General features: G+C 62.0%; 26 protein-coding genes and 3 pseudogenes. 9 read left to right on the top strand and 20 right to left on the bottom strand.

Annotated elements, in window-relative coordinates:
• Positions 1-58: 58 nt before the first annotated feature.
• The 5 genes from HDG34_RS17795 to HDG34_RS17775 form a co-directional block, all read right to left on the bottom strand.
• Positions 59-301 carry a hypothetical protein gene (locus tag HDG34_RS17795; RefSeq protein ID WP_184061510.1) on the bottom strand — a complete coding sequence of 81 codons (243 nt, stop codon included), beginning with the start codon at positions 299-301 and terminating at the stop codon, positions 59-61.
• A 208-nt stretch (positions 302-509) separates the two neighbouring features.
• Entirely contained in the window at positions 510-917 is a 408-nt protein-coding gene (locus tag HDG34_RS17790; protein ID WP_184061509.1) for a DUF2000 domain-containing protein, read from the bottom strand.
• A 44-nt stretch (positions 918-961) separates the two neighbouring features.
• Positions 962-1,807 (bottom strand): AraC family transcriptional regulator, encoded by an 846-nt coding sequence (locus HDG34_RS17785; RefSeq protein ID WP_184061508.1) that lies wholly within the window; start codon positions 1,805-1,807, stop codon positions 962-964.
• A 105-nt stretch (positions 1,808-1,912) separates the two neighbouring features.
• A complete protein-coding gene (locus HDG34_RS17780) occupies positions 1,913-2,425 on the bottom strand; it encodes a hypothetical protein (RefSeq protein WP_409259415.1) in 513 nt (170 codons plus the stop codon).
• A gap of 213 nt (positions 2,426-2,638) precedes the next feature.
• Positions 2,639-3,271, bottom strand: a complete 633-nt coding sequence (locus HDG34_RS17775; protein ID WP_184061507.1) for an isochorismatase family cysteine hydrolase — start codon at positions 3,269-3,271, stop codon at positions 2,639-2,641.
• A 233-nt stretch (positions 3,272-3,504) separates the two neighbouring features.
• Between HDG34_RS17775 and HDG34_RS17770 the strand changes: the two genes are divergently transcribed.
• Together HDG34_RS17770 and HDG34_RS17765 are read left to right on the top strand one after the other, a co-directional pair.
• Entirely contained in the window at positions 3,505-4,500 is a 996-nt protein-coding gene (locus HDG34_RS17770; RefSeq protein WP_184061672.1) for an aldo/keto reductase, read from the top strand.
• Between the two features lie 93 nt (positions 4,501-4,593).
• Complete coding sequence (locus HDG34_RS17765; protein WP_184005010.1) at positions 4,594-4,986, top strand: hypothetical protein; 393 nt, start codon at positions 4,594-4,596, stop codon at positions 4,984-4,986.
• Positions 4,987-4,996: 10 nt separating this feature from the next.
• Here HDG34_RS17765 and HDG34_RS17760 read toward each other — a convergent pair whose 3' ends face one another.
• Positions 4,997-6,637, bottom strand: a complete 1,641-nt coding sequence (locus tag HDG34_RS17760; protein ID WP_184061506.1) for an MFS transporter — start codon at positions 6,635-6,637, stop codon at positions 4,997-4,999.
• A 202-nt stretch (positions 6,638-6,839) separates the two neighbouring features.
• Here HDG34_RS17760 and HDG34_RS17755 point away from each other — a divergent pair, with 202 nt between their 5' ends.
• The gene (locus HDG34_RS17755; protein WP_184061505.1) at positions 6,840-8,081 is read left to right on the top strand and encodes a cystathionine gamma-synthase family protein; all 1,242 of its coding nucleotides are present in this window, start codon (positions 6,840-6,842) and stop codon (positions 8,079-8,081) included.
• 104 nt (positions 8,082-8,185) lie between these two features.
• Here HDG34_RS17755 and HDG34_RS17750 read toward each other — a convergent pair whose 3' ends face one another.
• Positions 8,186-8,554, bottom strand: coding sequence for an NUDIX hydrolase (locus tag HDG34_RS17750; RefSeq protein WP_090807757.1), 369 nt, complete (start codon positions 8,552-8,554; stop codon positions 8,186-8,188).
• 242 nt (positions 8,555-8,796) lie between these two features.
• Between HDG34_RS17750 and HDG34_RS17745 the strand changes: the two genes are divergently transcribed.
• Both HDG34_RS17745 and HDG34_RS17740 read left to right on the top strand, forming a co-directional pair.
• Positions 8,797-9,708, top strand: a complete 912-nt coding sequence (locus HDG34_RS17745) for a CHAD domain-containing protein (protein ID WP_184061504.1) — start codon at positions 8,797-8,799, stop codon at positions 9,706-9,708.
• Between the two features lie 432 nt (positions 9,709-10,140).
• The gene (locus HDG34_RS17740) at positions 10,141-14,097 is read left to right on the top strand and encodes an autotransporter outer membrane beta-barrel domain-containing protein (RefSeq protein ID WP_184061503.1); all 3,957 of its coding nucleotides are present in this window, start codon (positions 10,141-10,143) and stop codon (positions 14,095-14,097) included.
• Positions 14,098-14,381: 284 nt separating this feature from the next.
• Here the strand turns inward: HDG34_RS17740 and HDG34_RS17735 are convergent, their stop codons facing one another.
• The 4 genes from HDG34_RS17735 to HDG34_RS17720 form a co-directional block, all read right to left on the bottom strand.
• The gene (locus tag HDG34_RS17735) at positions 14,382-14,633 is read right to left on the bottom strand and encodes a DUF1488 domain-containing protein (protein WP_018425166.1); all 252 of its coding nucleotides are present in this window, start codon (positions 14,631-14,633) and stop codon (positions 14,382-14,384) included.
• 69 nt (positions 14,634-14,702) lie between these two features.
• Positions 14,703-15,020 carry a hypothetical protein gene (locus HDG34_RS17730; RefSeq protein ID WP_090807765.1) on the bottom strand — a complete coding sequence of 106 codons (318 nt, stop codon included), beginning with the start codon at positions 15,018-15,020 and terminating at the stop codon, positions 14,703-14,705.
• A 110-nt stretch (positions 15,021-15,130) separates the two neighbouring features.
• Complete coding sequence (locus HDG34_RS17725; RefSeq protein ID WP_184061502.1) at positions 15,131-15,268, bottom strand: hypothetical protein; 138 nt, start codon at positions 15,266-15,268, stop codon at positions 15,131-15,133.
• Between the two features lie 126 nt (positions 15,269-15,394).
• The gene (locus HDG34_RS17720; protein ID WP_184061501.1) at positions 15,395-16,000 is read right to left on the bottom strand and encodes a TetR/AcrR family transcriptional regulator; all 606 of its coding nucleotides are present in this window, start codon (positions 15,998-16,000) and stop codon (positions 15,395-15,397) included.
• Between the two features lie 130 nt (positions 16,001-16,130).
• Here HDG34_RS17720 and HDG34_RS17715 point away from each other — a divergent pair, with 130 nt between their 5' ends.
• Both HDG34_RS17715 and HDG34_RS17710 read left to right on the top strand, forming a co-directional pair.
• Positions 16,131-17,054: an NAD-dependent epimerase/dehydratase family protein gene (locus HDG34_RS17715; RefSeq protein ID WP_184061500.1), complete on the top strand. Its 924-nt coding sequence runs from the start codon at positions 16,131-16,133 to the stop codon at positions 17,052-17,054.
• Positions 17,055-17,056: 2 nt separating this feature from the next.
• Complete coding sequence (locus tag HDG34_RS17710) at positions 17,057-17,401, top strand: DoxX family protein (protein ID WP_184061499.1); 345 nt, start codon at positions 17,057-17,059, stop codon at positions 17,399-17,401.
• A gap of 257 nt (positions 17,402-17,658) precedes the next feature.
• Here HDG34_RS17710 and HDG34_RS17705 read toward each other — a convergent pair.
• A pseudogene (locus HDG34_RS17705) lies at positions 17,659-17,826 on the bottom strand (hypothetical protein); the annotation flags it as partial.
• Positions 17,825-18,529, bottom strand: coding sequence for an SDR family oxidoreductase (locus HDG34_RS17700; RefSeq protein WP_184004977.1), 705 nt, complete (start codon positions 18,527-18,529; stop codon positions 17,825-17,827). The gene HDG34_RS17700 and the pseudogene HDG34_RS17705, both read right to left, overlap by 2 nt.
• Positions 18,530-18,864: 335 nt before the next feature.
• Here HDG34_RS17700 and HDG34_RS17695 point away from each other — a divergent pair, with 335 nt between their 5' ends.
• Positions 18,865-19,476, top strand: a complete 612-nt coding sequence (locus HDG34_RS17695) for a TetR/AcrR family transcriptional regulator (RefSeq protein WP_184061671.1) — start codon at positions 18,865-18,867, stop codon at positions 19,474-19,476.
• Between the two features lie 56 nt (positions 19,477-19,532).
• Here HDG34_RS17695 and HDG34_RS17690 read toward each other — a convergent pair.
• From HDG34_RS17690 to HDG34_RS17670, 6 genes and pseudogenes are all read right to left on the bottom strand, one after another.
• A pseudogene (locus HDG34_RS17690) lies at positions 19,533-19,841 on the bottom strand (alpha/beta fold hydrolase); the annotation flags it as partial.
• Positions 19,842-19,865: 24 nt separating this feature from the next.
• A pseudogene (locus tag HDG34_RS39205) lies at positions 19,866-19,982 on the bottom strand (DinB family protein); the annotation flags it as partial.
• A 61-nt stretch (positions 19,983-20,043) separates the two neighbouring features.
• On the bottom strand, positions 20,044-20,760 hold the full coding sequence (locus HDG34_RS17685; RefSeq protein WP_184061498.1) for an O-methyltransferase: 717 nt from the start codon (positions 20,758-20,760) through the stop codon (positions 20,044-20,046).
• 74 nt (positions 20,761-20,834) lie between these two features.
• Entirely contained in the window at positions 20,835-21,131 is a 297-nt protein-coding gene (locus HDG34_RS17680) for a 4Fe-4S dicluster domain-containing protein (RefSeq protein WP_184061497.1), read from the bottom strand.
• 2 nt (positions 21,132-21,133) lie between these two features.
• Positions 21,134-21,442, bottom strand: coding sequence for a hypothetical protein (locus tag HDG34_RS17675; protein ID WP_184061496.1), 309 nt, complete (start codon positions 21,440-21,442; stop codon positions 21,134-21,136).
• A gap of 12 nt (positions 21,443-21,454) precedes the next feature.
• Positions 21,455-22,036, bottom strand: coding sequence for an RNA polymerase sigma factor (locus tag HDG34_RS17670; protein WP_184061495.1), 582 nt, complete (start codon positions 22,034-22,036; stop codon positions 21,455-21,457).
• 305 nt (positions 22,037-22,341) lie between these two features.
• Here HDG34_RS17670 and HDG34_RS17665 point away from each other — a divergent pair, with 305 nt between their 5' ends.
• Positions 22,342-23,079, top strand: coding sequence for a transporter substrate-binding domain-containing protein (locus HDG34_RS17665; protein WP_184061494.1), 738 nt, complete (start codon positions 22,342-22,344; stop codon positions 23,077-23,079).
• 186 nt (positions 23,080-23,265) lie between these two features.
• On the opposite strand, the gene HDG34_RS17660 is transcribed toward HDG34_RS17665, so the two are convergent.
• Entirely contained in the window at positions 23,266-24,450 is a 1,185-nt protein-coding gene (locus HDG34_RS17660) for a TIGR03118 family protein (RefSeq protein WP_184061493.1), read from the bottom strand.
• Between the last annotated feature and the right edge of the window lie 378 nt (positions 24,451-24,828).

Raw genomic sequence — 24,828 nt, 5'->3', positions numbered from 1 at the left:
AGAAGTCCAGTGAATGGCTGCCGCACGCACGACACCGGCGACAAGTCGTGGACGCGTTTCAAACCACAGTTGAGCTGGAAACACCAAAGCCCTTTGCCAGAATGGCTCCAGCGGCTTGCAGTGTAACATCAACACGTTCAATTCTGACTGAGTTCAAATTCAGGATGAAACGTATATGCAAGGATTTCTTGCGAGCATGTCCGTGCTGTAGAAAGCCGTTTTTGCAAAGAACCATTTGAAACGAGTTGGCGAGCACGCGGGTGCAATCGCCGACAATTCGTTTCTCGACAACGACTTGCAATCGCATTGCCACGATGGCGGCACGATCCGCTATTGAGGGGGTGCGTTACTTGTGCCTTTCTGATCTATGCCCTTTGGATATGCCCCGTGCATTCGCCGAATGAGCCTTTTTTGTTTAAACGCAATTCGCGTCCGGCGCGGCAAACGTTTTTCTTTTAGAGTTCGGCGCGAGTACCGTCGACAATCGAGCGGCTCGCGCACTCGTTGACTCATTCGTGCAAGGCCAAACCTTTCACGGCCTTATCGACGGCTTTCTTCGGTCCGTGCAGTGCGAGACCGACGAGATCCAGATTCGCCGCGTCCTCGGCGCGAAAGACTGCGCGATTCGCCGCGTCATGCCCCGTCGAAAACATCGCGTGCACATACGGCACGATTCCGAGCTCGCGCGACAGCGCCTGCCGATGCACGCCCTGCAGACCGAACCGGTCGGCGGCGAACACCATCATCGGCTGGCCGAGCATGCGGCCGTAGCGGTGCCCGGCGGCATCCTCGTAGGGTTCGCCCAGCGCATCGGGCGCCGCGGCCGCGACACCGGTCGCGAGAAACGCGACCACATTGAGCTTCTGCCAGACCGCGAGATCACTGCGCACGATCAGCGCCACTTTGGTATCGAACATGACGACTCCTCGTTGAGCCGCTCATGATCGACGATGCCGCGCGATCAGTCTGGAACGTTTGTGCACATCTGTCGGTACGCCGCCGGCGTCACGCGGTACGCCCGACGAAACCAGCGGCCGAGATGGCTCTGATCCGCGAAGCCGACTTCGGCGGCGACCTGCGCGGGCGTGCGGCCGGTCGCGAGCAGGCGCCGCGCGGCGCGCAGGCGCAAGCGCACCAGATACGCGTGCGGCGAGGTGCCGAATGCGCGCTGAAACAGACGTGTCAACCTGAACCGGTCGATGCCGGCAACTTCGGCGAGTTCGTCGAGCCCGAGATTGCCGTCCATGTGTTCGTGCAACAGATCGCGCACCCGCGTGATCGCAGGTGACGCGGCGGGGTCGCCGGTCAGCGGCGCATCGCGTAGCTGGGCGCCGAGTTGCAGCAGCAGACGATCGAGCGTCTGGTCGCGCGCGAGCCGGCCCTCGTTGCCGTGGATCGCGGCGAAGGCCTGGCCGATCGCATCGACGAGCGCACGGTCGTCGACCAGCGTATGGCCGAACGCCGCCTCGACGCCGGCCAGTCCCGGCAGATCGAGCCGCCGCGCCGCGCGCTCGACCCAGGCTTGCGGCAGATACAGCATCGCGTAGGTGAAGCCGGCCGCCTCTGGCGCGTGACCGTCGTGCAGCGCGCCGGGCTCGATCAGGATCGCGCGGCCCGGCACGCTCGTGTGCAACGACCGATGACACTGGAAGCGTTGCACGCCCTGCTCGGTATAGCCGATCAACATGTCGTCGTGATCGTGCGGATCGTAGGCGTGGCCGCCGAAATGCGCGCGCAGGCTCTCGATGCCGGTTTCGGCATCGCGGCGGGCGGTTAGCCAGTTGGCGGGACTGAGTGGAGTGGGCATGGGTTGGAGCTGGCGGGCAGCGGGCGATGCGGCCAGCGGATAGTGTACGGCAGGGGGGAATCGGGTTGGGCCAACGACCGTTCCTGTCGACGAAGGCAACCAGCGTCACGGCTTCTTCGAACGCGGAGGCCGTGCGTTGACGAACGGGTTATAGCCGCGCGAACCCGCCGGCCGATCCTGTTCAGTCGCGCGGCGGCGCTTGCTGGATCGTCCGTCGCCCGACAATTGCGCAAGCAGTTCTTGCGATTCGGACTCCGACTCCGCGTCCGTTTCATCCACGGGCGGCGCGGTTTTTTTGCGTCGCGCGGTTTTTGGCTGTGCTGCTTTCTCGTCCGTATCCGGCGCGACGCCCGCGATGTGTTCGATCACAGTCATGAACGATGCCGATGCCGATCGGACAGGTTGTCCCGGCAGCATCGTCAGCGCGACGATTTCGTGCAGTGAACGACCGTCGACGGAGCGGCCCTCCACCGTGTCTTGCCAGTCGACATCCGCTTGCGCGAAGGCGCCGATCACACGTTCGAGCACGGCCGGCGACAGGACGCCGCCGTCGTACAACCGGATGACGACGCTTTCGAACATCTGGAGCGGGGCGATGCCCGTTGTTTTCGACGCCACGTTATGTCATCCGGTTGGTTTCTCTTCCAGTATCAGCCAGCAAATCATATGCCGATGTGGCGAGTAACTCATCGTGATCGCCGAATACGGCATGCACCGACGGTTACGCGGTCACGCCGGGCGGCCCGAAAGCGCTGGTGCGATAGCGGGGTCTGTTCGTAGCGAAACCAACGGAACGCCGGGCAAAGACGTAATCGAGCTGGCGATATTGGTCTACGCGAGCAGCAGTAACGCGTCCGCCAGTGACAGCACCGTTGTGCGTGAATCGAATGCGGTAGAAAACAGATGCTCGTGGACCACCTGGTCCGGGTCGTAACAGCAATCCTTCACCGTATACAGGCGGAAGTCCGCGTCGCTGGCGTACGCGACCGAGGAGAGCACGACGCCGGTCGACGCGATGCCGACCATGATCAGCGAATCGATACCTTGCCCGGAAAGCTTCGCCTCCAGATCGGTGCCGAAGAACACGCTCGCACGATGCGCGATGACGAGCGGTTCGTTGGCCTGCTGGCCCAACTCTGGCGCGATCCGGTCTGCGAGGAAGAGGCCGAGACTTTTGATTCCCTGCCCGTTCCTGTTCAACGGGCTGACTTCCGGATAGCCCGGACTGAACCTGAGGTTGGCGAAATAGACGCTGACGCCTTTGGCCCGGGCCGCGTCGCATAAGCTGCGCGTATTGGCGAGCAAGGCGGGCGCGACCGACGGAAAGAGTCCGAGAATGTCGGTCTGGTAGTGCATGACGACAAGCGCGGTTCGCGATGGTGCGATGGCCGGAATCCGTGCACTCGTGCGCGTGACGCCGAGCCCGTCGTTCGCGATGCCGTCAGAACCTGCGTTGGTTGTCATTACGCCACCTTCATCCGGGTTTCACGTCCTGTTGTCGGAGCAGCCGCTTCGATGCCGTGGAAATCATACTTCATCGCATCGCGCGGGCGATCATCGATTCCGCCCGGACGCATACCCCACTTCAACGGCCCTGCCCGCTTGCTACACTATGTACAAAGGTCGCCGGCGCTCCCGCAAGGGTCATGAACCACCTGCGACGCAACTTCGCAAAAAAACAGAGGATGAGCATCGAAATGACGCTTTCGACGAGAAAATTTGGTCGTACCGGCTGGAATGTGTCGGAAATCGGTTTTGGGGCATGGGCGATCGGCGGCTCGTGGGGCAGTGTTGCGGAAGATGACGCCAAGGCCGCGCTGAATGCCGCGCTCGATAACGGTGTCACGTTCATCGACACGGCCGATGTCTACGGCGACGGTCGCTCCGAACGGATCATCCGCGACGTGCTGCGGCAACGAGGCGGCGAACGTCCGATTGTCGCCACCAAGCTCGGGCGCCGACTCGACCCGCATGTGACCAGCGGCTATCTGAACAAGCGCGAGCTCGAAGCTTTCATCGACCGGAGTCGCTCGAATCTCGGCGTCGACACGCTCGACCTGGTCCAGCTGCATTGCCCGCCGACGGAGGTTTACTACCGTCCCGAGGTGTTCGACGCAATGGACGACTTCGTCGCCGCCGGCAAGATCCGCTACTACGGCGTGTCGGTCGAAAAGGTGGAAGAAGCGCTGAAGGCGATCGAATATCCGAACGTGGTTTCGGTGCAGATCATCTACAACATGTTCCGTCAGCGTCCATCCGATCTGTTCTTCAGGCAAGCGCAAAAGAAAGACGTTGCAGTCATCGCGCGAGTGCCTCTGGCCAGCGGCATGCTCACGGGCAAGATGTCCGCGGATTCGACTTTTGCATCAGACGACCATCGTGCATTCAATCGGCATGGCGAGGCGTTCGACGTCGGCGAAACGTTCTCCGGCGTACCCTACGACGTCGCGTTGCAAGCGGTCGATGAACTGCGCGGCCTGGTACCCGTGAACGCCTCCATGGCGCAGCTGGCTCTGCGCTGGATCCTGATGGAGGATGCCGTCTCCGTCATCATCCCGGGCAGTAAAATCGCGGCCCAGGCGGCGTCGAACGTCTCGGCCGCGAGCCTCGCGCCGCTGTCCGACGAGGTAATGCAACGGGTCCGGGATGTGTATCAGCGCCATATCGCGCCGCACGTCCACCAGCGCTGGTAAAGGCAACGCGGTGGCGGCTTCGCGGGGGGCGCATTCGACATGCAGGGAGCACCCGGAATAAATTGTGTTTGCACCTGGACTCTGGAGAACCTCATGACAGACATCGCACTTGCACGCAAAGATGCTTGCCTCGCAGTGGTTCATGCGGTACTGACGGACTTGAGCGACGACAGCAATCTGATCGGCGCGGCTCTACGTGTTGCGGACTACCTCGTAGACGATCTCGAAGGCAAGATCACCGAGACCGACGCCATACTGCTTGCTGTCACCGCGCTAACCAAGGTCAATCGCGCGATTCGCGAGTGGAACGACGTGGACGGCAACGCGATGGACGCGATGAGAGTCGCGGATTTCGTCATCGATGAACAAATGAACGGGTACGACAGCGCGCCACATCAACCGACTTCGTCGGCGGCAAGAATCGAGGCGCGAGCGGCCGCGGTGATCCGGCCGACGGGGTCCCCGGTGCGGCCTGTTCACCACTGAGTTTCGTATCTCACTCCGGGCGCGCCACCGCCGGCCGTTTCAGCGGCTGGATGGTGGCCATCGCAAGCCCCGCTCCGGCGAACGCACACGCGGCGCAGACGAGCGCGACGGCCCGCAGCGCGTCGGTCATCGCATCGGCTTGCGCGCGCGCCACGGATGTCTCGCGCGGCGTATGCGAGTCACCCGCCGCCCCTCCCGCTTGCTCGACCGGCGCCAGCAATTGTCCGATCTGGCCCGTATCTTGCGGCACATGCAGTTCGTCGAGGCGCGCCGATAGCGCCGCGTGGTGCGACCACACGAATACGATGCCGAGCACCGCAATCGCCAGCAGGCCCGCCACGCGCGCAACGGCGTTATTGATGCCGGACGCCACGCCTGTGCGGTCGCTCGGCACCGCGCCCATCACGGTCGTGGTAAGCGGCGCGACGGTGATCGTCATGCCGAGCCCAAGCACGACGAGCGCAGGGAAGAATTCAGCCCAATAGCTGCCGCGCACGAACGGCAGCCCCAGCAACGTGAACCCGACGCCGGCGACGCCCGGGCCAACGGTCAGCAGCGTGCGCGAACCGAAGCGGCTAGTCAGACCGCCAGTGAAGCGCGAGAGCAAACCGATGATGAAAGGCACCGGCAACAGCGCCGCCCCCGCTTCGGTCGCGGTGTAGCCATGCGCGCGGATCAACGTGAACGGCAGGAAAAAGAACGTGCCGCCAAGGCCGAAGTAAAGCAGCAGTGTGACGAGGTTGGCGCCGGCGAAGTCGCGCGAGCGAAACAGGTCGAGCGGCATCATCGGGTTGGGGCTGCGCGCCTCAATGGTCACGAATGCGGCGAGCATCAGCACGCCGGCGCCAATCGCACAGAATACGAGCGGATGCGCGAAGCCACGCGCCGATGCTTCGGTCAGGCCGAGCGTCAGCGCGGCGAGGCCCGTGGCTGCGCTCAGTGCGCCGGGCCAGTCGAGCTGTCCAGGCGCATCGGCCCCGTGGCTGTTGGGCACCGCCGATATGGCGAGCGCGATCGTCAGCGCCGCGAGCGGGACGTTCAGGAAGAAGATCGCGCGCCACGACCACGCGTCGACGAGCCAGCCGCCTGCCACCGGCCCCACGGCCGAGGTGATCGCGCCGACGCCCGCCCAGGTCCCGATTGCCCGTCCGCGCGCTGCGTCGTCGAACACTGCGCCGATGATCGCGAGACTGCTGGGTACCAGCAGTGACGCGCCGATGCCTTGAACCGCGCGCGCGGCGACCAGCGCAAACGTATTCGGTGCAAACCCGCAAGCGGCCGACGCCAGCGTGAAAAGCGCGACGCCCGCGATGAACACCGTACGCCGGCCGAGCTTGTCGCCCATCGATCCGCCGACCAGCACGAGGGAGCCGAGAAACAGCAGATACGCGTTGACGACCCACTGCATCGCCGCGACGCTCGCGCCGAGTTCGCTCTGAATGGCCGGCAGCGCGACGTTGACGACGGAGCCATCGATGAACGCCATGCTCGAACCACCGATCGTCGCGGCCAGCGCGAGGCGCTTGCGCTGGCACGGGCGGCCGGTCGTGATTGGCTGCGTGCGGATGACGAGCTCGTCGCACGGGCTCGCCTGCGCGGCGATGATGTGCGCCGTCCTCGGCTTGCTACCAGGATGATCAGGGTCGGCCACGTTCGCTCCCGTGCTGGTCGATGAAGACTTAGAGCCTGTTCGTGCCAGCGAGGCTAGTCAACCCCGCAGCGCGACATCGCGGAGCGGGTTTTGCCCATTCGGGGTGTCCCGCGCCGCCGGACGGGACGCCAAGGACTTCGCCGGCGAGCGGTTACAGGTGATAATCGGTTGGAAGCAATCGATCTAAAAAAGCGGAGAAGGAATGGACAAGCAAGGTTTCACCACTGGCATCGTTCACGGCGACAGAATTGCGGGCACCGAGCACGGTGCCTTGCGTCAGCCAGTTCATACGTCCGTGCAATATGGTTTCGAGCGCGTCGAGGACCTGATCGGCGTGTTCCAGGGCACGAAGAAAGGCGGCTTCAATTACGCACGGCAGGGCACGCCCACCACGGCCGCGCTCGAGCGCAAGATCACCAGCCTCGAAGAAGGCGTCGGCACGGTCTGCTTCAGCACAGGCATGGCCGGCATCACCGCGACGTTCCTGACGCTGCTGCGCGCGGGCGATCATCTCGTGTCGAGCCGTTACGTGTTCGGCAACACCAACAGTCTGTTCGGCACGTTGCGGGCGCTCGGCGTCGAAGTCACGACCGTCGACGCGTGCAACGTCGACGACGTGAAGAACGCAATCCGGCCGAATACGCGCATGGTGTTCGTCGAAACCATCGCGAATCCGGGCACGCAGATTCCCGACCTGCAAGGTATCGGTGACGTGTGCCGTGAGCGCGGCATCGTGTACTTCGTCGATAACACGATTACCTCGCCCGCATTGTTCAAGCCAAAGGCGGTCGGCGCGAGCCTCGTCATCAACTCGCTGACGAAGACTATCGCGGGTCATGGCGCGGCCCTCGGCGGCGCGGTGACGGATACCGGTCTGTTCGACTGGAGCGCGTATCCGAACATCGCCGACGACTATCGGCGTTCGGCGGCAAAGGATCAAGGGCTGCTGCAGATCCGCAAGAAAGGCCTGCGAGACATGGGCGCGGCATTGTCGTCCGAGCAGGCGCACTCGATCGCGATGGGCGCGGAAACGCTCGCCTTGCGCGTGAAGCAAAGCAGCGACAATGCGCTCGCGCTCGCGCAGTTTCTCGAAGGGCACGAAGCGATCGGCAACGTGTTCTATCCTGGCCTGAAGAGCCATCCGCAATACGAGATCGCACAGACGCTGTTCAAGGGCGCGTCGTGGCTGTTGTCGTTCGAATTACTCAACGTGGATCGCATGGTCGAAGTCGTCAACGCGCTCAAGCTGCCGGTCAAGGCGACCGGTCTCGGCGACACGCGCACGCTGATCATTCCCGTCGCGCCGACGATCTTTTTCGAAGCCGGGCCGGAAACGCGCAAGGCGATGGGTATTTCAGACGGCATGCTGCGGCTGTCCGCGGGCATCGAGGATATCGACGACCTGATTACGGATTTCGCACAGGCGCTCAAGTTCGCGGCGTAGTTATTCGGGCTTTCGAAATTTTGAGCGAGGCTGGTGCGCCGGCCTCGCTTGTTTAGTTCCTGGCAGTGCAATCCGGGCGCCGGGGTATCAGTTGAAGGTCTGGGCTACTTCCTGCGCCGCTGATACATGAGCTTCACGATATCGGTCGTCGGCCCGCTGGTCATGAGGCGACGGATCTCGTCCATGTGAACCCAGCGACATCTGGATATTTCGTTACTCGGGCGCGCTTTGGCCCGATTCGGGATTTCGCAGGAAAACACGTGATGGTGCTTCTGCTTGCCACGGAAGTCGAAGAGATGCTTGGCCGACTTGCCGGATAGTTGAGTTTCTTCCTTGAGTTCCCGAAGTGCGGCGTCCGTGCGATGTTCTCCACGCTTGAGGATCCCGCCCGGTAAAGCCCACTTTGCTTGACTACGTGCGACCAGAAGGATTCGCTTACCTCTGCGACAGATCACGGTGGCGCGTTTCTTCAAACCGAACTCCCACTTATGCCCCAGATGCTCTCAAGACGCGCACCACACGGCGGCGTATCGGGCGTTGCCAGACATAGTTGAGCATCCTAATACAGAACAGCAGAAGCCGGTAATGTTTCGAAGCGAGGACAGCGGACGCGCGGCTGCTTAAAGTATGTCATCAACGCGTCACAATCTCGGCGCTCGAGGGTCGCCATGGTAAGGTCTCGGCAAATGAATTTTCTATCCGACTCGAGGCTGCAATGGATATGGATGGTGACTGGTCCTTGCCACGGCCAAACACTCTCTTCAAAGTCAACCGCCGGACGGCCGGTTCATCACTTTCAAAAACGAGTTCCATCGCCAGTACCTTCTCATCGCTGGCGGCGCCAGTGGTGGCCGAAGCCGTGCAATGGGCAAGAGAGCTATCCACGCAGAGCGATGCAGAAGGGTTTCATCAGCTTCGCGTCGCTTTCAGAAAGCTTCGGGCTTTGTACTGGGCGTACTCTCCATACCTCGGAGAGGAATCGACCGCGCAAGCCACCGAAGAATTCAAGCGTCTTGCGGCCGTGGCAGGCCGAACCCGTGACTGGGACATAGCAGGCGATCTGCTGAGAGCCGCCAAGGAGTCCGGCGCCTCGATCGAACTGCTGGTGGCCGCGGCGCGCGAGAAGCGCGCGCAGGCGGTGGTGCATAGCCAGACGATGATCAAAAGCGACGATGTCGAGGCGTTTCTGAACGATGTCACGCTTCGCGCGCAAACCACACTGCTGTCGCGTTGCGACAATCTACCCATTCAGGCGTTCGCCGAGAAGCGTGTCCGTCTAGCACAGCGTGCACTTCAAAAGCGAAGCAGACGCGCTGCACGCAGCGAGGACACCCACGAGCAGGATCTTCACGACGTTCGAAAGGCAGGCAAAAAACTGAGGTACCTGCTGGAGTTTTTTCAACCCGTTATCAAAGGCGGACACGGTCGCACCATCAAGGAATTGACATCCGTGCAGAACAAGCTGGGGCAGTTCAACGACATTGCCGCAAGCGAGGCGCTGATTCGCAGCGCGTCATTCAATGAGGTTCCGCCCGAGGTCGTGCGCGAATCGCTGCAATGGTTGGGAAAGCAGAAGTCCCAACGGATGCGGGAGGCATCGCGGCGGGTCCGAGGCATCTCTAACTGAGGCGGGCGCGATCTGACTGTGTGGATGCCGAAGTATCACCGGGTTGTCGCGCGGTTGGTAAACGGCTGCGCTCGGCCACGAGGAGCCGCTCACCGGAAGCATCGCCGGGACAGTCAAACGTCAGTGACAATCTGGAAAGCGGAGATCCAATCGGGACACGACGATATGCTCAGGCGCTTTTCTCGGGTGGCGAGCCGTTGGTAACTCGCATGACAGGACCGCAATCGAAGCCTTCCAGGTTAATTCTTGACAAATCAATCTGCCTACCTACCCTTAGCAGAACTTGGCAACAACTCAATCGCGTGCGCACAACCAGTAAGGCAACGACTGTTCGGGGAGATGCTTTCCAAAGTCAACGTCGATGGGTCGGTCTCCCGAAGTCAAGCTCGCGTGACTTGGCAAACTTCCACCGGCAGGTAACGGAGGGTCGTCGTGGCGGCAAGAACGATTCATCGCGCATCGTTAAGCACGTTGGCCGGTGGCGCGCGCGGTCGATTGACGATTCCGCTGACGACGCGCCATCAGCAACTCAACTCTTTCTGCATCCTCCATGCCATATGGCTCATGGGCCTGGCACCCGTGCCGGCATTGGCGCAGCAGACGGTGACTGAACGACCCAATCTCTCCGGGAGCGAAACGATCGACACCCCCGCCAACAACGTCCTGTTTGTTGGCACCGATAACACGAGCACCAGCTTCTCCGGCACGATCAACAATGCTGGCGTTGCGAGCGATCCAACGTCGCAACAAGGCCAGTTTGTCAAAACGGGCGGCGGAACACTGACGATCGACGGCGCAAGGATCCGGGGGGGCTCCGCATTCGTGATTGGCGGTGGACTGGCGGCGACGAGCAGCGACGCCGCCATCGACTATCTTTCGCTGGGCCTCGGCAATGCCCCAACTCTTCCCGGATCGACGTCGTCTGGCATGTTGAACGTGAGCGGCGGCACGCTCACGTTCAACTCCGCGCTCCAGGTCGGCGACTTCGGCGGCACGGGCACGGTGACGCAGACCGCGGGCAACGTCGTCTTCGGTATGCCGGGCACGCCGGTGTCGCTGAACATCGGCAACCAGGGCGGTACGGGCACCTACAACCTGGCGGGCGGAACGGTCACATTCGGCAACAGCACCACCGACTTCATGACGCTCGGCCGCAATACGCAAGGCAACCCGAGCAGCGGCACGCTCAATCTGAGCGGCGGCACCTTCGACGTGGCTGATGGGACGCTGTTCATCGGCTCGAACGTCACGTCCACGGGTAGCCAGGGCACCGGTACGATCAACCAGACCGGCGGTACCCTTGCAATCGGCAGCGCGTCGAGACTGTTCCTCGCGGCGGCCGGCAACGGCACGTATAACCTGTCGGGCGGCACACTGCAGATTGGCGGAAGTTCGCTGTTCGGCGACTTCAACAATCTGGGTGGCACCTATGCATTCAATCTCGGTGGAGGAACGATACAGGTGGTGGGTTCGGCGCTGAGCGCAGGCGTCAACGCAACGCTGGTCGGAGGCACGACGTCGACCATCGACACCAACGGCATGGGCGCGACATGGTCCGGCGTGCTCTCCGGAAGCGGGGCACTGGCCAAGGCCGGCAACGGCGTGCTCACGCTGACCAATGCGAATACCTATACCGGCATGACGACCATCTCTGCCGGCACGCTGGCGCTGACGGGAAGCGGCAGCATCAATTTGACCAGCGGGATGTTAAACAACGGCACCTTCGATATTTCGGGCGTCACAAGCACTCCGATTCCGGGGGTCGCGACGGGTGTCGTGCCGCTGCCGAACCTGTCGGGCAGCGGCACCGTGATCGACGGCACGAACATACTGGTGGTTGGCACCGATAACACGAGCACCAGTTTCTCCGGCACGATCATCAATGCCGGCACGGCGAGCGACGCGCTGCACGGCATCTTCGTCAAGACTGGCGCAGGGACGTTCACGATCAACGGTGCGCGGATTCAGGGCGGCTCGGCTTTTGTAGTGGGCGGTGGACTAGCGGTCTCCAGCGGCAGCGCCGCGATCGACTATCTTTCGCTGGGCCTCGGCAATTCCCTCGCGACGCAGGTCCCCGGATCGACGTCGTCTGGCACGTTGAACGTGAGCGGCGGCACGCTCACGTTCAACTCCGCGCTCCAGGTCGGCGACTTCGGCGGCACGGGCACGGTGACGCAGACCGCGGGCAACGTCGTCTTCGGTATGCCGGGCACACCGGTGTCGCTGAACATCGGCAACCAGGGCGGTACGGGCATCTACAACCTGGCGGGCGGAACGGTCGCATTCGGCAACAGCACCACCGACTTCATGACGCTCGGCCGCAATACGCAAGGCAACCCGAGCAGCGGCACGCTCAACCTGAGCGGCGGCACCTTCAACGTGGCTAACGGGACGCTGTTCATCGGCTCGAACGTCGTGTCCTCGGGTAGCCAGGGCACCGGTACGATCAACCAGACCGGCGGTACCCTTGCGATCGGCAGCGCGTCGAGACTGTTCCTCGCGGCGGCCGGCAACGGCACGTATAACCTGTCGGGCGGCACACTGCAGATTGGCGGAAGTTCGCTGTTCGGCGACTTCAACAATCTGGGTGGCACCTATGCATTCAATCTCGGTGGAGGAACGATACAGGTGGTGGGTTCGGCGCTGAGCGCAGGCGTCAACGCAACGCTGGTCGGAGGCACGACGTCGACCATCGACACCAACGGCATGGGCGCGACATGGTCCGGCGTGCTCTCCGGAAGCGGGGCACTGGCCAAGGCCGGCAACGGCGTGCTCACGTTATCCGGCCAGAACACCTTTACTGGTCCGACCAACGTTCGCAATGGCGTGCTCAATCTGACCGGCTCGTTGCAGTCGCCGGTCAATGTGGAGGCGAACGGAACCCTGGGCGGTACAGGAACGGACTTGAACACCGTCACCAATGCGGGAACGGTTGAGCCGGGCTTCGGGCTCGCGGCAGGGCAATTCGGTGCGATGACTGTCAAAAATTTCGTGGGTGCCGGCGGCACGCTCGCGCTGCGCACGTTCCTCGGTCTGGATGGCTCGCCGTCGGACAGACTCATCATCAACGGCGGCAGCGCCGATCCTACAGCCGTACGTATCACGAACGCAGGCGGCTCCGGTGGATTGACGACGGGGAACGGCATTCTCGTCGTCGAGACAACCAACGGCGGCACCACGGCGTCGGACGCCTTTGCGCTCGTCGGCGAGGCGCGCGGTGGCGCCGAAGACTATCGTTTGTTTCGCGGTGGCGTCAACAGCAGCAATCCCGAGGACTGGTTTCTGCGCTCGTCGTTCGTCGTGCCGCCCCCGCCGGAGGGAGGCGAAGAGGAACCGGGAACTGGACCTGGCACCGAGCCCCCACCGGATCCGCTGCCGCCAGGCGTCTACCCGATCATCGGGCCGGAACTGGCCACCTATGGCGTAGTTCAACCGGTCGCCCGGCAGATGGGTGTCGAGATGCTCGGGACGCTCCATGAGCGCATCGGCGACACGCTCACGACGGAGAGCGGCGGCGCGGGCGGCTCGGGCTGGGCAAGCTCCGCCTGGGGACGCGTGTTCGGCGGCCAGATCGACAACCGCTACGAGGCTTACGCCGATCCGCGCGTGAGCGGCGGAGTCGGAGGCGTGCAGACCGGTCTCGACGTATGGCGTGGAAGCGTCTGGCCCGGTCATCGCGACGCTGCAGGCGTCTACTTTGCATACGGCTACGGCAGTGCAGATGTCGATGGCCTGGTCACCAACGCAGCGGCAACCGGATACACGCTGGAGCACACCGGCTCAATGCATCTGAATGCATATACAGGCGGAGGCTACTGGACTCACTACGGCCCCAGTGGCTGGTATGTCGATGCGGTTGTGCAGGGTACGCACTACGACGGCTCCGCGACCACTCAGTTTGCGAATCTGCCGGTCCGGGGTACGGGCTTCGCGACATCACTCGAGGGGGGCTATCCGATCCCGCTGCCGCTCGGCCCGGGTTTCGAGCTGGAGCCGCAGGCGCAGATCATCTGGCAGCACGTGTCGTTCTCCGACGCGAACGATGGTCTGGGTGACGTCTCCCTCGGCTCCACTTCGGGCGCGAGTGGCCGCCTCGGCGTGCGCGGGAAGTGGACCATCGAAGGCAGCCAGGGAGCGGTGTGGCAGCCGTATGTGCGTGCCAACCTGTGGCGGGATTTCAATGCCCAGGCCACCACGACCTTCGCCAATGACCGGGTGCCGCTGAATGTGCAGGCCACGCGACTGGAGCTCGCCGGCGGTGTCACCGCCAGGCTCAAGGAGCGGCTGAACCTTTACGGACAGTTCGGCTACCAGTTCGCCGTGAGTGGAGACAGCAATGTCCGCCGTAGTGGCGTCGCGGGCGATCTCGGCGTGCGCTACCAATGGTAGGGCCTCTAAAGTGCAAGGTGTCCTGCATCCCGACCTTCCAGGTCGTGGATGCACAAATGCAGGCAGGCAAAGGAGACTTATAACTGCCTTGCCGGTCCTGATATCAAGAGTCGACTTCGGTCGAGAAGCCGTCAGCGATCGCCCCGGCGACTGGCCAGAGTGCATCAAAAACAGCCTCAGGATGCGGAAGCCGTCGACCGGCAGCAACGGATCGAGCCCGTATGAAAACGCGTTGATCGCCTGAACCGGATCAACTCATTCAGCATGGGTGACCGGATGAAGCTTTAGTGCAGCGTGTAGAGAGTCTGCGGCCCCTCGGCATAGAGGGTCATGGCGACCTTCAGGATCTCATTGCGATTCCGGTCGAAGGAGGCCAGCACCTCGGCTTCGTCAGTACCGAGGGCGGAGTCGAAATGCTTCAGTACGCGGTCTTCCACAAAGAAGGTAATCTCGCGTGCTTTGTCGTATCCCCAGAACCACACGCCATGCCTGATCCCATCATAGCTGCGGCTGGGGTTGGAAAAACTGAGTGCCATGTGTCGTCCTTCGTTCTACGCCTTGGATGGACCGGGTTGCACGCTCACTACCCGCGCGGAGCGCTCCCGCTAGTGCGGATCGCCTTTCATGCTTTCGGCTTCCATCGCGGCATGCAATTCCTCATACGCCTCGATTGGTTCCATGTCCTGATCGACGAACGCGGCTGCGCGCTCAGCGGCGCTCGACGCGTCGCCCGGAATATCGCTCTCGCTGTCGTCTTCGGTACTTGGCGGCAGCAGCATGTCCTCAAGCATCCCGCGCAGCTCGGGAGTATTCCATGGCTTGCCCAGCTTGGCCTTCCTGTTCAGGTAATGACGAATTTCCGAGTCTTGCTCGGCCGTGAGCGGAAGCCCACGAAAAGTGGGGTCCGAGTGGTGATGGATCATGATGCACCTCCCGAAGCGGTTTGCGCCTTCAATGTGGAGATATCAATTTACTGCGGTGAACGTTACAGGTTGCATGTGATCGCTGTGCCGCGTGTCCGCGGCCAACCGATTTACGTCTTCTTCTTGGCGACACCTTCGTTCGCCACCCGCGAACGAACCGTGCTGAACGGCTTTGCCGGCACTGACGGCTTCGCGGGTTGCTTGGGCTTTTTCGCTTCGCGAGTGCTGCGTAATTGACTCTTGGCCATGGTGTTGCTCCTGATGCGTTGCGTGAGAAGGTGGTACCCCCAGCATACGCGCTTAGTCTGGTTGCGGCGTCAAAATGAACTGATGTGGAGGGTCGCTACGCGGAAAACCGACAGGGTTGGCCCATTTTAGCGAAGTGCAGCCGCCACGGCCTCGTCAATCTGCAGCGCAAAGCGCGCTTCAACATCGGGCACCGTGTAGCCAATTGACAGTTCCAGATACGCGTCGCCTAGCACCAACTGAACGAATGTCGCTGCCCGCAATACAGCAGTCGATTCGTCAAATCGCTTTCGCAGAATTTTTGCCGCGAAGGCACGCACGACCTTTGCGCCATTTTCGTAAAAAACCTGGCCGAGTTCCGGAAGACGCTCGGCCTCAGCGACGATGGCCCGGTAAAGCCGCAGGTAATCCGGCACGATAAGGCTTCGTGCCAGCAACCACCCCAACTCGTGCAACTCGACTTCGGGTGATCCATCGGATTGCTCGTCCTGAGCCCCGGCAAGAAGTCCACCCACCTGAGCGCACATCGAACTCACCAGACCAACGAAGAGCGCCTCCTTCGACTTGAAGTGGCGGTAGACCGTCTGTTTGCCGACGCCAGCGGCCGCGGCGACATCGTCCATTGTTGCCAGGCCGAAACCTTGGCTTAAAAAAACGGTTCTCGCGCCTTCGAGGATGGCGGACCGCTTACGGCGTTGCAGCGGGCTCAGGTCGGGGAGAGAGGGTGTGTTCATCCCAGATAAATAACAGATCGCCGAGTAGTTGACAAGACTGGTCAGTCTCGTTTAGATTTGTCAAAACGAGACCGGTAAGTCTCGTTCGTGTGACTTATCAACTTCGCAGGCAATCATCGAGGAGAACGCTATGGAACTGTTCATTACAGGTGGTACTGGCTACATCGGGCAAGCGGTCGCGCGCAAGGCAATCAGCCGCGGCCATCAGGTGACGGCGCTGGTGCGCCAGGACAGGTCGGCTGCTGCCAGCGCGCTGGCAGATCTCGGCGTGAAACTGCATTCCGGCGACCTGCGCGAGCCACAGTCTTTCGCTGCGACTGCCGGTGCCGCCGAGGGCGTGGTGCACATGGCGTCGACCAATGATGCTTCCGCCGGTGCCGTTGATGAGGCTGCGGCTGTAGCGATGCTTTCCCATTTGCAGCCGGGCGCGGCGTTTGTCTATACGTCGGGCACCTGGGTCTACGGTAATACGGAGGGGGAGCCCGCGACTGAAGCTTCGGCGCTGAACCCGACACCACTCATCGCCTGGCGGCCCGCAGTGGAGCAACATGTGCGGGCGCTAGCGGCGAGCCGCTCGATTGCCGCGGTGATTCTCAGGCCGGCGATGGTGCACGGCTACGGCGGTGGCGTCTTCGGCATGCTTGCCGGGATGGTCCGTCAGACCGGCAGTGTGAGGGTCGTCGGCGATGGTCGCGACCACTGGCCTGCCGTTCACGTCGACGATCTCGCCACGGCTTACCTGAGCGCTGTGGAGCAGGCGGCAAGCGGGGACGGTCGGGTCACGGGACAGATCTTCAACGTGGTCGCGGAAGATGCCGTTGCCGTTGCCGAAATGGGTGAAGCGATTCGGGCCTCGGTCGGCGCCGATCGCGTCGAACTCTGGTCGCTCGACGATGCTCGCAAATCGCTTGGACTGTTCGCCGACGCACTGGCGCTCGACCAGACAGTAAGCGGCCAGCATGCCCGCCGAGTTCTTGCGTGGGAGCCCCATGGCCCCGGCCTGATTGCGGACCTCTCTGCACAAAAACACTTTCAGCAAATCAACGGAGCATGACGATGGTGTGGAACAGTGCGTCTTTAGAATCGATCCTCGCGACGATCGTAGCGGTTCTGTTCGCGGTTGCTGGGATGGTCAATCTCGCAAGACCCGGCGCGGTGAAGCGCGACTTCGCACGCTGGGGTTATCCGGCATGGTTTCAGTGGCTCTGTGGCGCTCTCGAGTTGTTGAGTGCGGCACTTCTTGCTGGACGACAAACCAGAGTCTTAGGCCTAACGCTGGCCGGTGCGATCATGATCGGTGCGCTCTTCACGTTGCTACGAAATCGGGAACCGTTCCGGCATCTCGCCCCGGCGCTGATCTTCTCGGCTCTCATTGTGGTTACTGCGGCGGTCCGCGGTTGAGGGTTCCTTGCCACCAGCCGAGTGAGCCCGGGACGCTAACAGGCCGTGCGGGCAATCCGTGCTGCGGGTACTTGAAATACGCACACGGATAGCTGCATTGGAGCAACTCCAGTTTGATCGCGTGCGTCATGCGTCCGCTTTTTGTAGCGATGGCTGGGCGCTCCGGGTCGCCTGCCGCAGATCGCCGCTTTACGTGCCACGGGAAACGGTCCCTCATGCATGGGGCAGCGCGCGGCCACTACCGGCTAGTCTCGGCGCATATCGGCGGCGTGGAAGATGGGATCGGAGACTCGCCCGACGTGCCAGAGCTGGGAGACGATCAGACCGCCGGCTGCGTGAACCGCAGAGGTCACCTCCTTCCAGCCCGCGACCTGCTTTTCCGTCCAGATTGCCCGCGCGCGACGAGCGGGCGCTCCGGCGCCTTCAGTGCGGCGCCGGAGCGTCGAGATAGACGCCTGCCGACAACCCGGCCTTCACCTGCCGCGTGAACTCGTCGGTGGACACTTCCTCCGCCCCTGCCTCGATCGCGTCGTATGCCTGACGCACGACGTCGGCGGGCGTCGCCTTCGGCACTTCCAGCCCGCGCGTCAGATCCGTATCGATAAAACCGGCATGCAGCCCGACCACCTGCGTGTGCTGCTCGCGCAGCGAGTGACGCAGGCCGTTGGTCACCGCCCACGCGGCCGACTTCGACACGCCATAAGCCGCGAGAATCGGCCGGTTTATCCAGCTCGCAACAGACAGTACGTTCAGGATCGCGCCGCCGCCGTTGCCGGCAAGGTTGCCCGCGAACGCCTGCGACATCGACAGCATCCCGAACACGTTAGTGTCGAAGTGATCGCGTAACGCGTCGAGCGCGCCGTCGTCCGTCAGACTGCCGAGCCGCGCGATGCCCGCGTTGTTGATCAGAAGCGTGACGTCGCCCGCCGCGTCGGCGGCAGCGGCCACGGCCGCCGGATCGGTCACGTCAAGCTTCACGGGCACGACGCCCGGCAGCGTTACGCTGGCCGGATCGCGCGCGCCCGCATAGACCTTGCGCGCTCCTCTTTCGAGCGCCTGCTTCGCGAACTCAAGGCCAAGCCCGCGGTTCGCACCCGTCACGAAAACAACAGCACCTTCGATCTTCATATCTCATCCTTTCGCATGACGAATCGCATGGGCGCCGGTTCGCAGCGCGCGTGAAATCCGGAGAAAACAAACCTGCCCTTGCGTACTGAACCGTTGCGCCGCCGAACGGCGCCAACGTCCGCCGCCCGCCGGCATCAAAGAACCGCGATGAACCTGGACTGCCATCCGTGCCACGCCGGCGTTGCTTCGCGTTGTGCGCGAAAGTCGGCTACACTCATCTCAATGTCGATCACCATCGTCTTACGGCGCATTGTGTCGACGTAATTACGGCATGTCAATGGTGATCGACATTGTGTTTTTCAATCGACGCGATCGCTTGTATAAGGGAGAGATCGATGGGGGTGTCACGACAGCAGGCCGCCGAGAACCGCAGCGCGATCGTCGCGGCCGCCGAGCGGCTTTTCCGGGTACGCGGAATCGATGCCGTGGGGCTGACGGAGTTGATGAAGGAAGCCGGTTTTACCCAGGGCGGTTTCTACAACCACTTCAAGTCGAAGGATGCGCTGGTCACCGCGGTCATGGAAAAGGCGATGCAAGACTACGCGGATTCGCCAAACGGCGGCAGCCTGGGGAAGCAGGCGGCACGCTACCTGTCCGCCTCGCACCGCGACAACGTCGCAGCAGGGTGCCCGCTGTCCGGCTTCGCTGGCGACGCTGCGCGGATGACCGACGCGGCGCGTGCGTCCTACGCGCGCGGCCTCGCCGCGTATCTCGACCGGCTTGCAGCCATGATCGCCACGGAAGGCGCGACGACGGAACAAACCCGTCGCGATGCGATTGCAGCGTTCAGTCAGATGGTCGGGGCGCTCGTGCTGTCGCGTGCGATCGTAGGCGCCGATCCGGCCTTCGCCGACGAAATCCTCGACGTAGGGCGGCGCACGCTCGTCGACGCGCTCGACGACCCGGTCACGCCGGACAGCCGGCGCCGCAGCAGGTCGGATGGCTGATACGCCGCCTGCGGCCCCGGGGGCCCTGCGTGGGAATGCGTAGGTCGGCGGGGGGCGTCCAACGTGAAGTTGCCTTCAACATTGACAATCCGGCGGACGTATCCTGGATATGCGTGTGCAAACAGCATCGCGATCGATCCGCCGATCGAGTGACCAACGACATCAACACGTCTTGCTCCGAAGCGTGCGTCAACGAACCCGCGAATATGCTCGACTTGCGCGAGTAAGGAAATCTGCTCGAACGGGACGGACCGATGCTTTCCATAGCCGAGCAAATCGGGGGAGGCGTGCTTGGGTTCGTATTGCCATGCGTCCAAGGTTCCGATGAAGCCGTGAATGAAAATGACGGGCGGGTCGTTCTTCATATCGGTCGTCCTCTCTTCGTCATCAAGTTCTTCGAGTTCAAGCAAATGAGTCCGATCGTGGTCAAGTAACTCACGCACGAGTTCTTCGAGAGTCATGCGCCGCACACCATCGCGGAGCCCGCAACGCATAAGCTGCTCCGCTCGCAACCCAGATTGAATGGCACATGAACCGGATTCTGGACGGCGTCCACTCTTCGTCAGCCTATGACACGACGACTGTAAATTCGACCCCTGATTCAAAGTCCAGCGTCGTGGTCGAAAAGCGCGGATCGTCGTCGAGGTAGTGCTTGTATGGCCGAACGGCATCCTCGGCGGTGTACATGTTGTCGGCGAGAACGATAGATCCCGGGCGTAGCAGGCGCTCAATCTGCTTGAACAGATTCAGATAGGTGTTGGCCCAGACGTCGATAAACACCATGTCGAAAGTGCCGTCCAGTTCGGAAACGGTCTGGAAGACGTCGCCCTCCCGCAGGTCAACATAAGCGTCTACGCCCGCCGTTCTGACGTGGGCCCGAAGTTGTGCGCACTTAACGGCATCGAGTTCAGTCGCTACAACCGTCCCACTGCCTAACGTGCGAAGGGCCTCGGCGAAATACAGCGTGGACACGCCGCAGGAACTGCCGAGCTCGAGGATTCGAGCCGGCTTGTGCGAAAGCACCATGTTGCGTAAGAACCGTCCCGTTTCCGCTGACACGGCTAACGATAGAGCAGTGCCTTGCGAGGATTCGAAATCTTCGCTCGATAGCCCGAGCGTTTCGAGAAACCGTCCACGGAGTCGAGGTACGAGCGTTTCGTATTCCTCCGCGAGACTCAGAAACTCCTCGCTCGATCCCTGAAATTGCGCCTGTGCGCGGGCTATCACTTCTGTCTGGCTCTGTTCGTGAAGCTGTCGCAGAAGATCCGTGGTTGATGAAGCCATGTGCGCTCCTTGAGGAGATCGATAATACTGACCACTGCGCCAGGCGGCCTGCGCTTTTCTTAAAACGCGTAACGCTATGCCGTTCTGACGAGCTTGATCGCGCGTTCAGGGCACGCCGTCACACAAAGACCGCACGACCGGCAGGCGTACGCGTTCGGTGTGTAGGCGACTTTCATTCCATGCACGCGTAGCTTGAGGCGGTGCATCAAATCGAGGCTGAGATAATCGACGTCATCGATGCGCCGGATCTCAAACACATTCTCAGGGCAGACCTCCAGGCAATCGCCCTTGCCTTCGCAACGTTTCAGGTCGACGACTGGCGCAATCACGCCCGGCTTCTGTTTGCAGTCGCCCGTTGATTTCTCGCGCATGGTCAATCTCCCGCGCGCCGGTCGCGGCCCGATCGCCATGCCGTCTGGAAATGCTCCCGTTCTTCGGGCGTCATCGCTTCCCATTTGCGCCAGTGACGCCGTTCGCGCCAGCCGCCGTGTCCGCGGAATCCGCCAAACAGGATGCGGCTCAAAACCAGCAAGCCCAACGCGTGCGCGAAGTCGATCGCACGGGCGCCAACGAATAGCGCCGGAATCACCCAATTCCATAGCGTCATGACCACCCATCCGAGCACGCCTACGGCGACCACCACCAGCAGCGCTTTGCCCACACATCTGATTCGAAACTTCATCCCTCGACTCCTCTATATATCCAGTTCGTCATAAATGGCCTGCAGTCGGGCGCGCAGATGCAAGACCGCGTAGCGTTTGCGCGCGAGCAGCGTATTGAGCGTGACACCGCTTTCCGCCGCCATGTCTTTGAAGGGCCGCCCCTCCAACTCGTGCGCGATAAATACTTCACGTTGATTCGGCGGCAACTCATCGAGCGCATCCTGCAAGGCCTTGAGCAATACAGCGCGAGCGTAAAGCGCTTCGGGGCCTGCATCGTGCGCCGGCAGGGCGAGGTCGAGGCGATACTCACCGGTGGTCTCGTCCTCGGCCTCAGACAGATCGGTCAGCGGTTGCTCCTTCTTCTTGCGAAAACGATCGATGATGCGATTGCGCGCGGCACGGAAAAGCCACGCGCTCGCCTGTTCGATCGGAGCGGGAAGCCGGTAAGCCTGCACGAATTCGTGGAACACATCCTGCAGGATGTCTTCGGCGTCGTCCGGGTCGCGTATTCGACGCCGGATAAAATTGACGAGCCTCGTGCGCTCACGCACCACGGTCGCGGTGATGTGGCTGTCTCGGTCGGTCATCGGGTGCGAGGTGGGTGGCGGTTCCATGCGCCTGAAGACGTTTCAGGAGCGCGAATATTGTGGTGAGCGCGAAAAATCTTTCCTTGAGCAACTGCCGGTTCGCTTGAGGCAGTGCGTGACAAGGTTGTGACCATGGATTGACCGGAAGACGTGGGTGCGTTTCCGTGGCGATGCCGCGAAATCCAACCAACGTCCATAAGACCGACACCCAATCCAGGCATAACCGCGTTCGTTTCAGAGAGAGCCGCCGCAACGACAACCGCGCATGTAAGTAGAATCGTCAACATTCGGCCCGGCATTTAATGGCCGTTCCCAATTGGCGAGACACGGCGATGAAGGTAACGATTGCGTACATCGAAGAACCCCCGTTCGGTTGGACGGAAGCAGATAGTACCCCCACGGGCGCTGACATCGATCTGGCCGACGCGGTTCTTCGGGCGATCGGCGTAACCCGGATCGAGCATCATCCGACGTCGTTTAGTGAACTCCTGCCCGGCGTTGAAGCAGGCAGGTGGGATATGAACGTTCCGCTGTTCGTCACACGCGAACGCGCCAATATGGTCGCGTTCAGCGTCCCGGTATGGGGGATCGCAGACGGTTTTCTGGTTCGGACTGGAAACCCGAAAGCGCTCGACAGCTACGTGTCGCTTGCCAAACGCGCTGATGCGCGCCTTGGCATCATAGCCGGACAGGTACAGCACGACTCAGCGAAAGCGTCTGGCGTAAGCGAGGACCAAATAGTCGTCTTCGAGCATCAGGCCGACGCTGTCGAAGCGGTTCTCTCTGGCGCCGTCGATGCGTATGCGAGCACGGCCTTGGGGAATCGGATCATTGCGAACCGGATCGGAGGCTCAATGCTCGAGGCTATCGAGCACGAACCGGGAACGAACGGCAAGCAGCAGAAGCCTCCGCTCGGGGCATTCTCGTTCAATAGAAGTAACAGCGATCTGATCCAGGCGGTAAACAAAGCCCTTCGTTCATATCTGGGCTCACCAGATCATCGTGCTCGCATGGCGGAATTCGGCCTGACAAACAACGAGATCGATCCCGCTCTCGCGGGTCGAGTATAAGACGGGCGTCGGCCAGGTCTGGTGCTCAACCACGCGTGGATCTGATGATCATCACACGCACTGCTCAGGCGCACATCGCCCCGCATAAACAATATCGTTGAGCAACGCGTCCCACTGGCGGATGTACTCGTCGTAGTACCGCCGCTCTCGCATCAAGAGCGGCGCTTCTCAACGGCGCGCTTAGCGCTACATTCCAATGCTCATCCCGCCGCCCGCGCTTGTGCCGGTGTTCGTACCCGTGTTCGTACCTGAGCTCGACGTCGTATTCAGATCGATTCTTCCGTAGACGCCATCGGCTTCGTCATTCGGCCCCGCCGCGAAGAAGAGCGTGCTGGAAGGCTGATTGCTGAGATCGTTGCCGAATGCGATGCCCCACACGCCCTGCTCGACGATCGGACTGCCGTTCGGCCCACTGATCTGTCCCATCGACTGACCGCTCGACGCGTTGAACGCATTGATCATGCCATCGCCGAAATTGCCGATCAGTATTGCGCCGCTCATCGAGCCGAAGTTCCCGGGCGCTTGCGCAATGCCCCACGGCGCGTTCAACGGACCGCCTGTCGCGAAGCGTTGCTTCAGGTTGCCCGCGGTATCGTACACATCGACCATGCCGAGCCCCGCGCCCGGGACATCGTCGTGTTTGGCTGCGTCTTGCATCGCGTAGGTGACGAACAGATTCGAGCCGATCGCCTGAATGCCGAACGGCGCGAAGCCGGCTGGAATCGCCGGGTCCGTGAAGGCGCCGGACATCGCGACCTTCGTGAACGAGGTATCGAAGACGTCGATCTTGTTGTTATGGAAGTCCGTCGCGTAAAGGAAGTTGCCGTTGTTCATCGCGGCGAGCGCGAGACCCTTGTAGACGGCGCCGCCCGTACCGTCGTCGTACATGACGAACGCATTGGTCGGCCCTACGGCGGGCGCCCAGGCGGTGATGGTGCCGCCTTCGCCCGTGAAGATGAACGCAGCGACTCCAGACTTGCCGTTTTCCGTGACGCGGAAGCTTTGTGTTCCATTGAAAACGATGCCCGTGGGCGATGCGGAGCCGTTCTTGCCGTCGGGTATCGTGACGACCAGCGATTGCGGCACGCCATTGCCGTCATAGAGCGTCGCGACGTTGGTGCCGTTGTCCGCGACCCAGACGAAACCTTTGGGATTGAAGGCCACGCCCCAAGGGTTTTTCAGATTGGCGTCGGTGTGTGCAGCGGGCACCGCGCCATCGGATACGAGGGCCGTCGCTGCGAATGACGACTGGACGGGTGGGCTCGCGCTGCTCGAACTCGAGCCACTGCCGCCACCGCCGCCGCATGACATCAGAGTCGCGACGGCCGCGCCGCATGCAACGACGCCGAATAGAGCGAGTAGAGACTTCATGACCGCACTCCTTGTTCTGCCCAAAGGACTTAACGGTCAATGAACGAGAACGGCGCGGGGTTTATTCCGGCGGAGAGCGGCTTATTTCGCGGCAGATCTCGTGCGATCCACCGGTTGAATCCGCGCCCCACGACCGCCACTCGGTGCGCCGCCGATCGCTTCGCTACCTACAAAAGCACGCGGCACGCTGTTTGCGACATTGCTGTAGCGCAGGCGACAACTGTCTGCGTCTATCTTCCAGTCCAATTAAGGAGGGGCGGATCATGAGCAAGGCAACCATCACACTGATATGGTCGCTGCGTGTCAATAAGAGAAACAGTTATTGAATCCCAAGGGTAATCGGACGATGCGGCACAAGTCCGTTGCAGCGACGATGGA

This window comes from Paraburkholderia sp. HC6.4b, from assembly GCF_014200875.1.
Classification (GTDB): domain Bacteria; phylum Pseudomonadota; class Gammaproteobacteria; order Burkholderiales; family Burkholderiaceae; genus Paraburkholderia; species Paraburkholderia tuberum.
The sequence above is the reverse complement of the archived record's forward strand: the minus strand, read 5'-3'. Positions and strand labels throughout refer to the sequence as shown.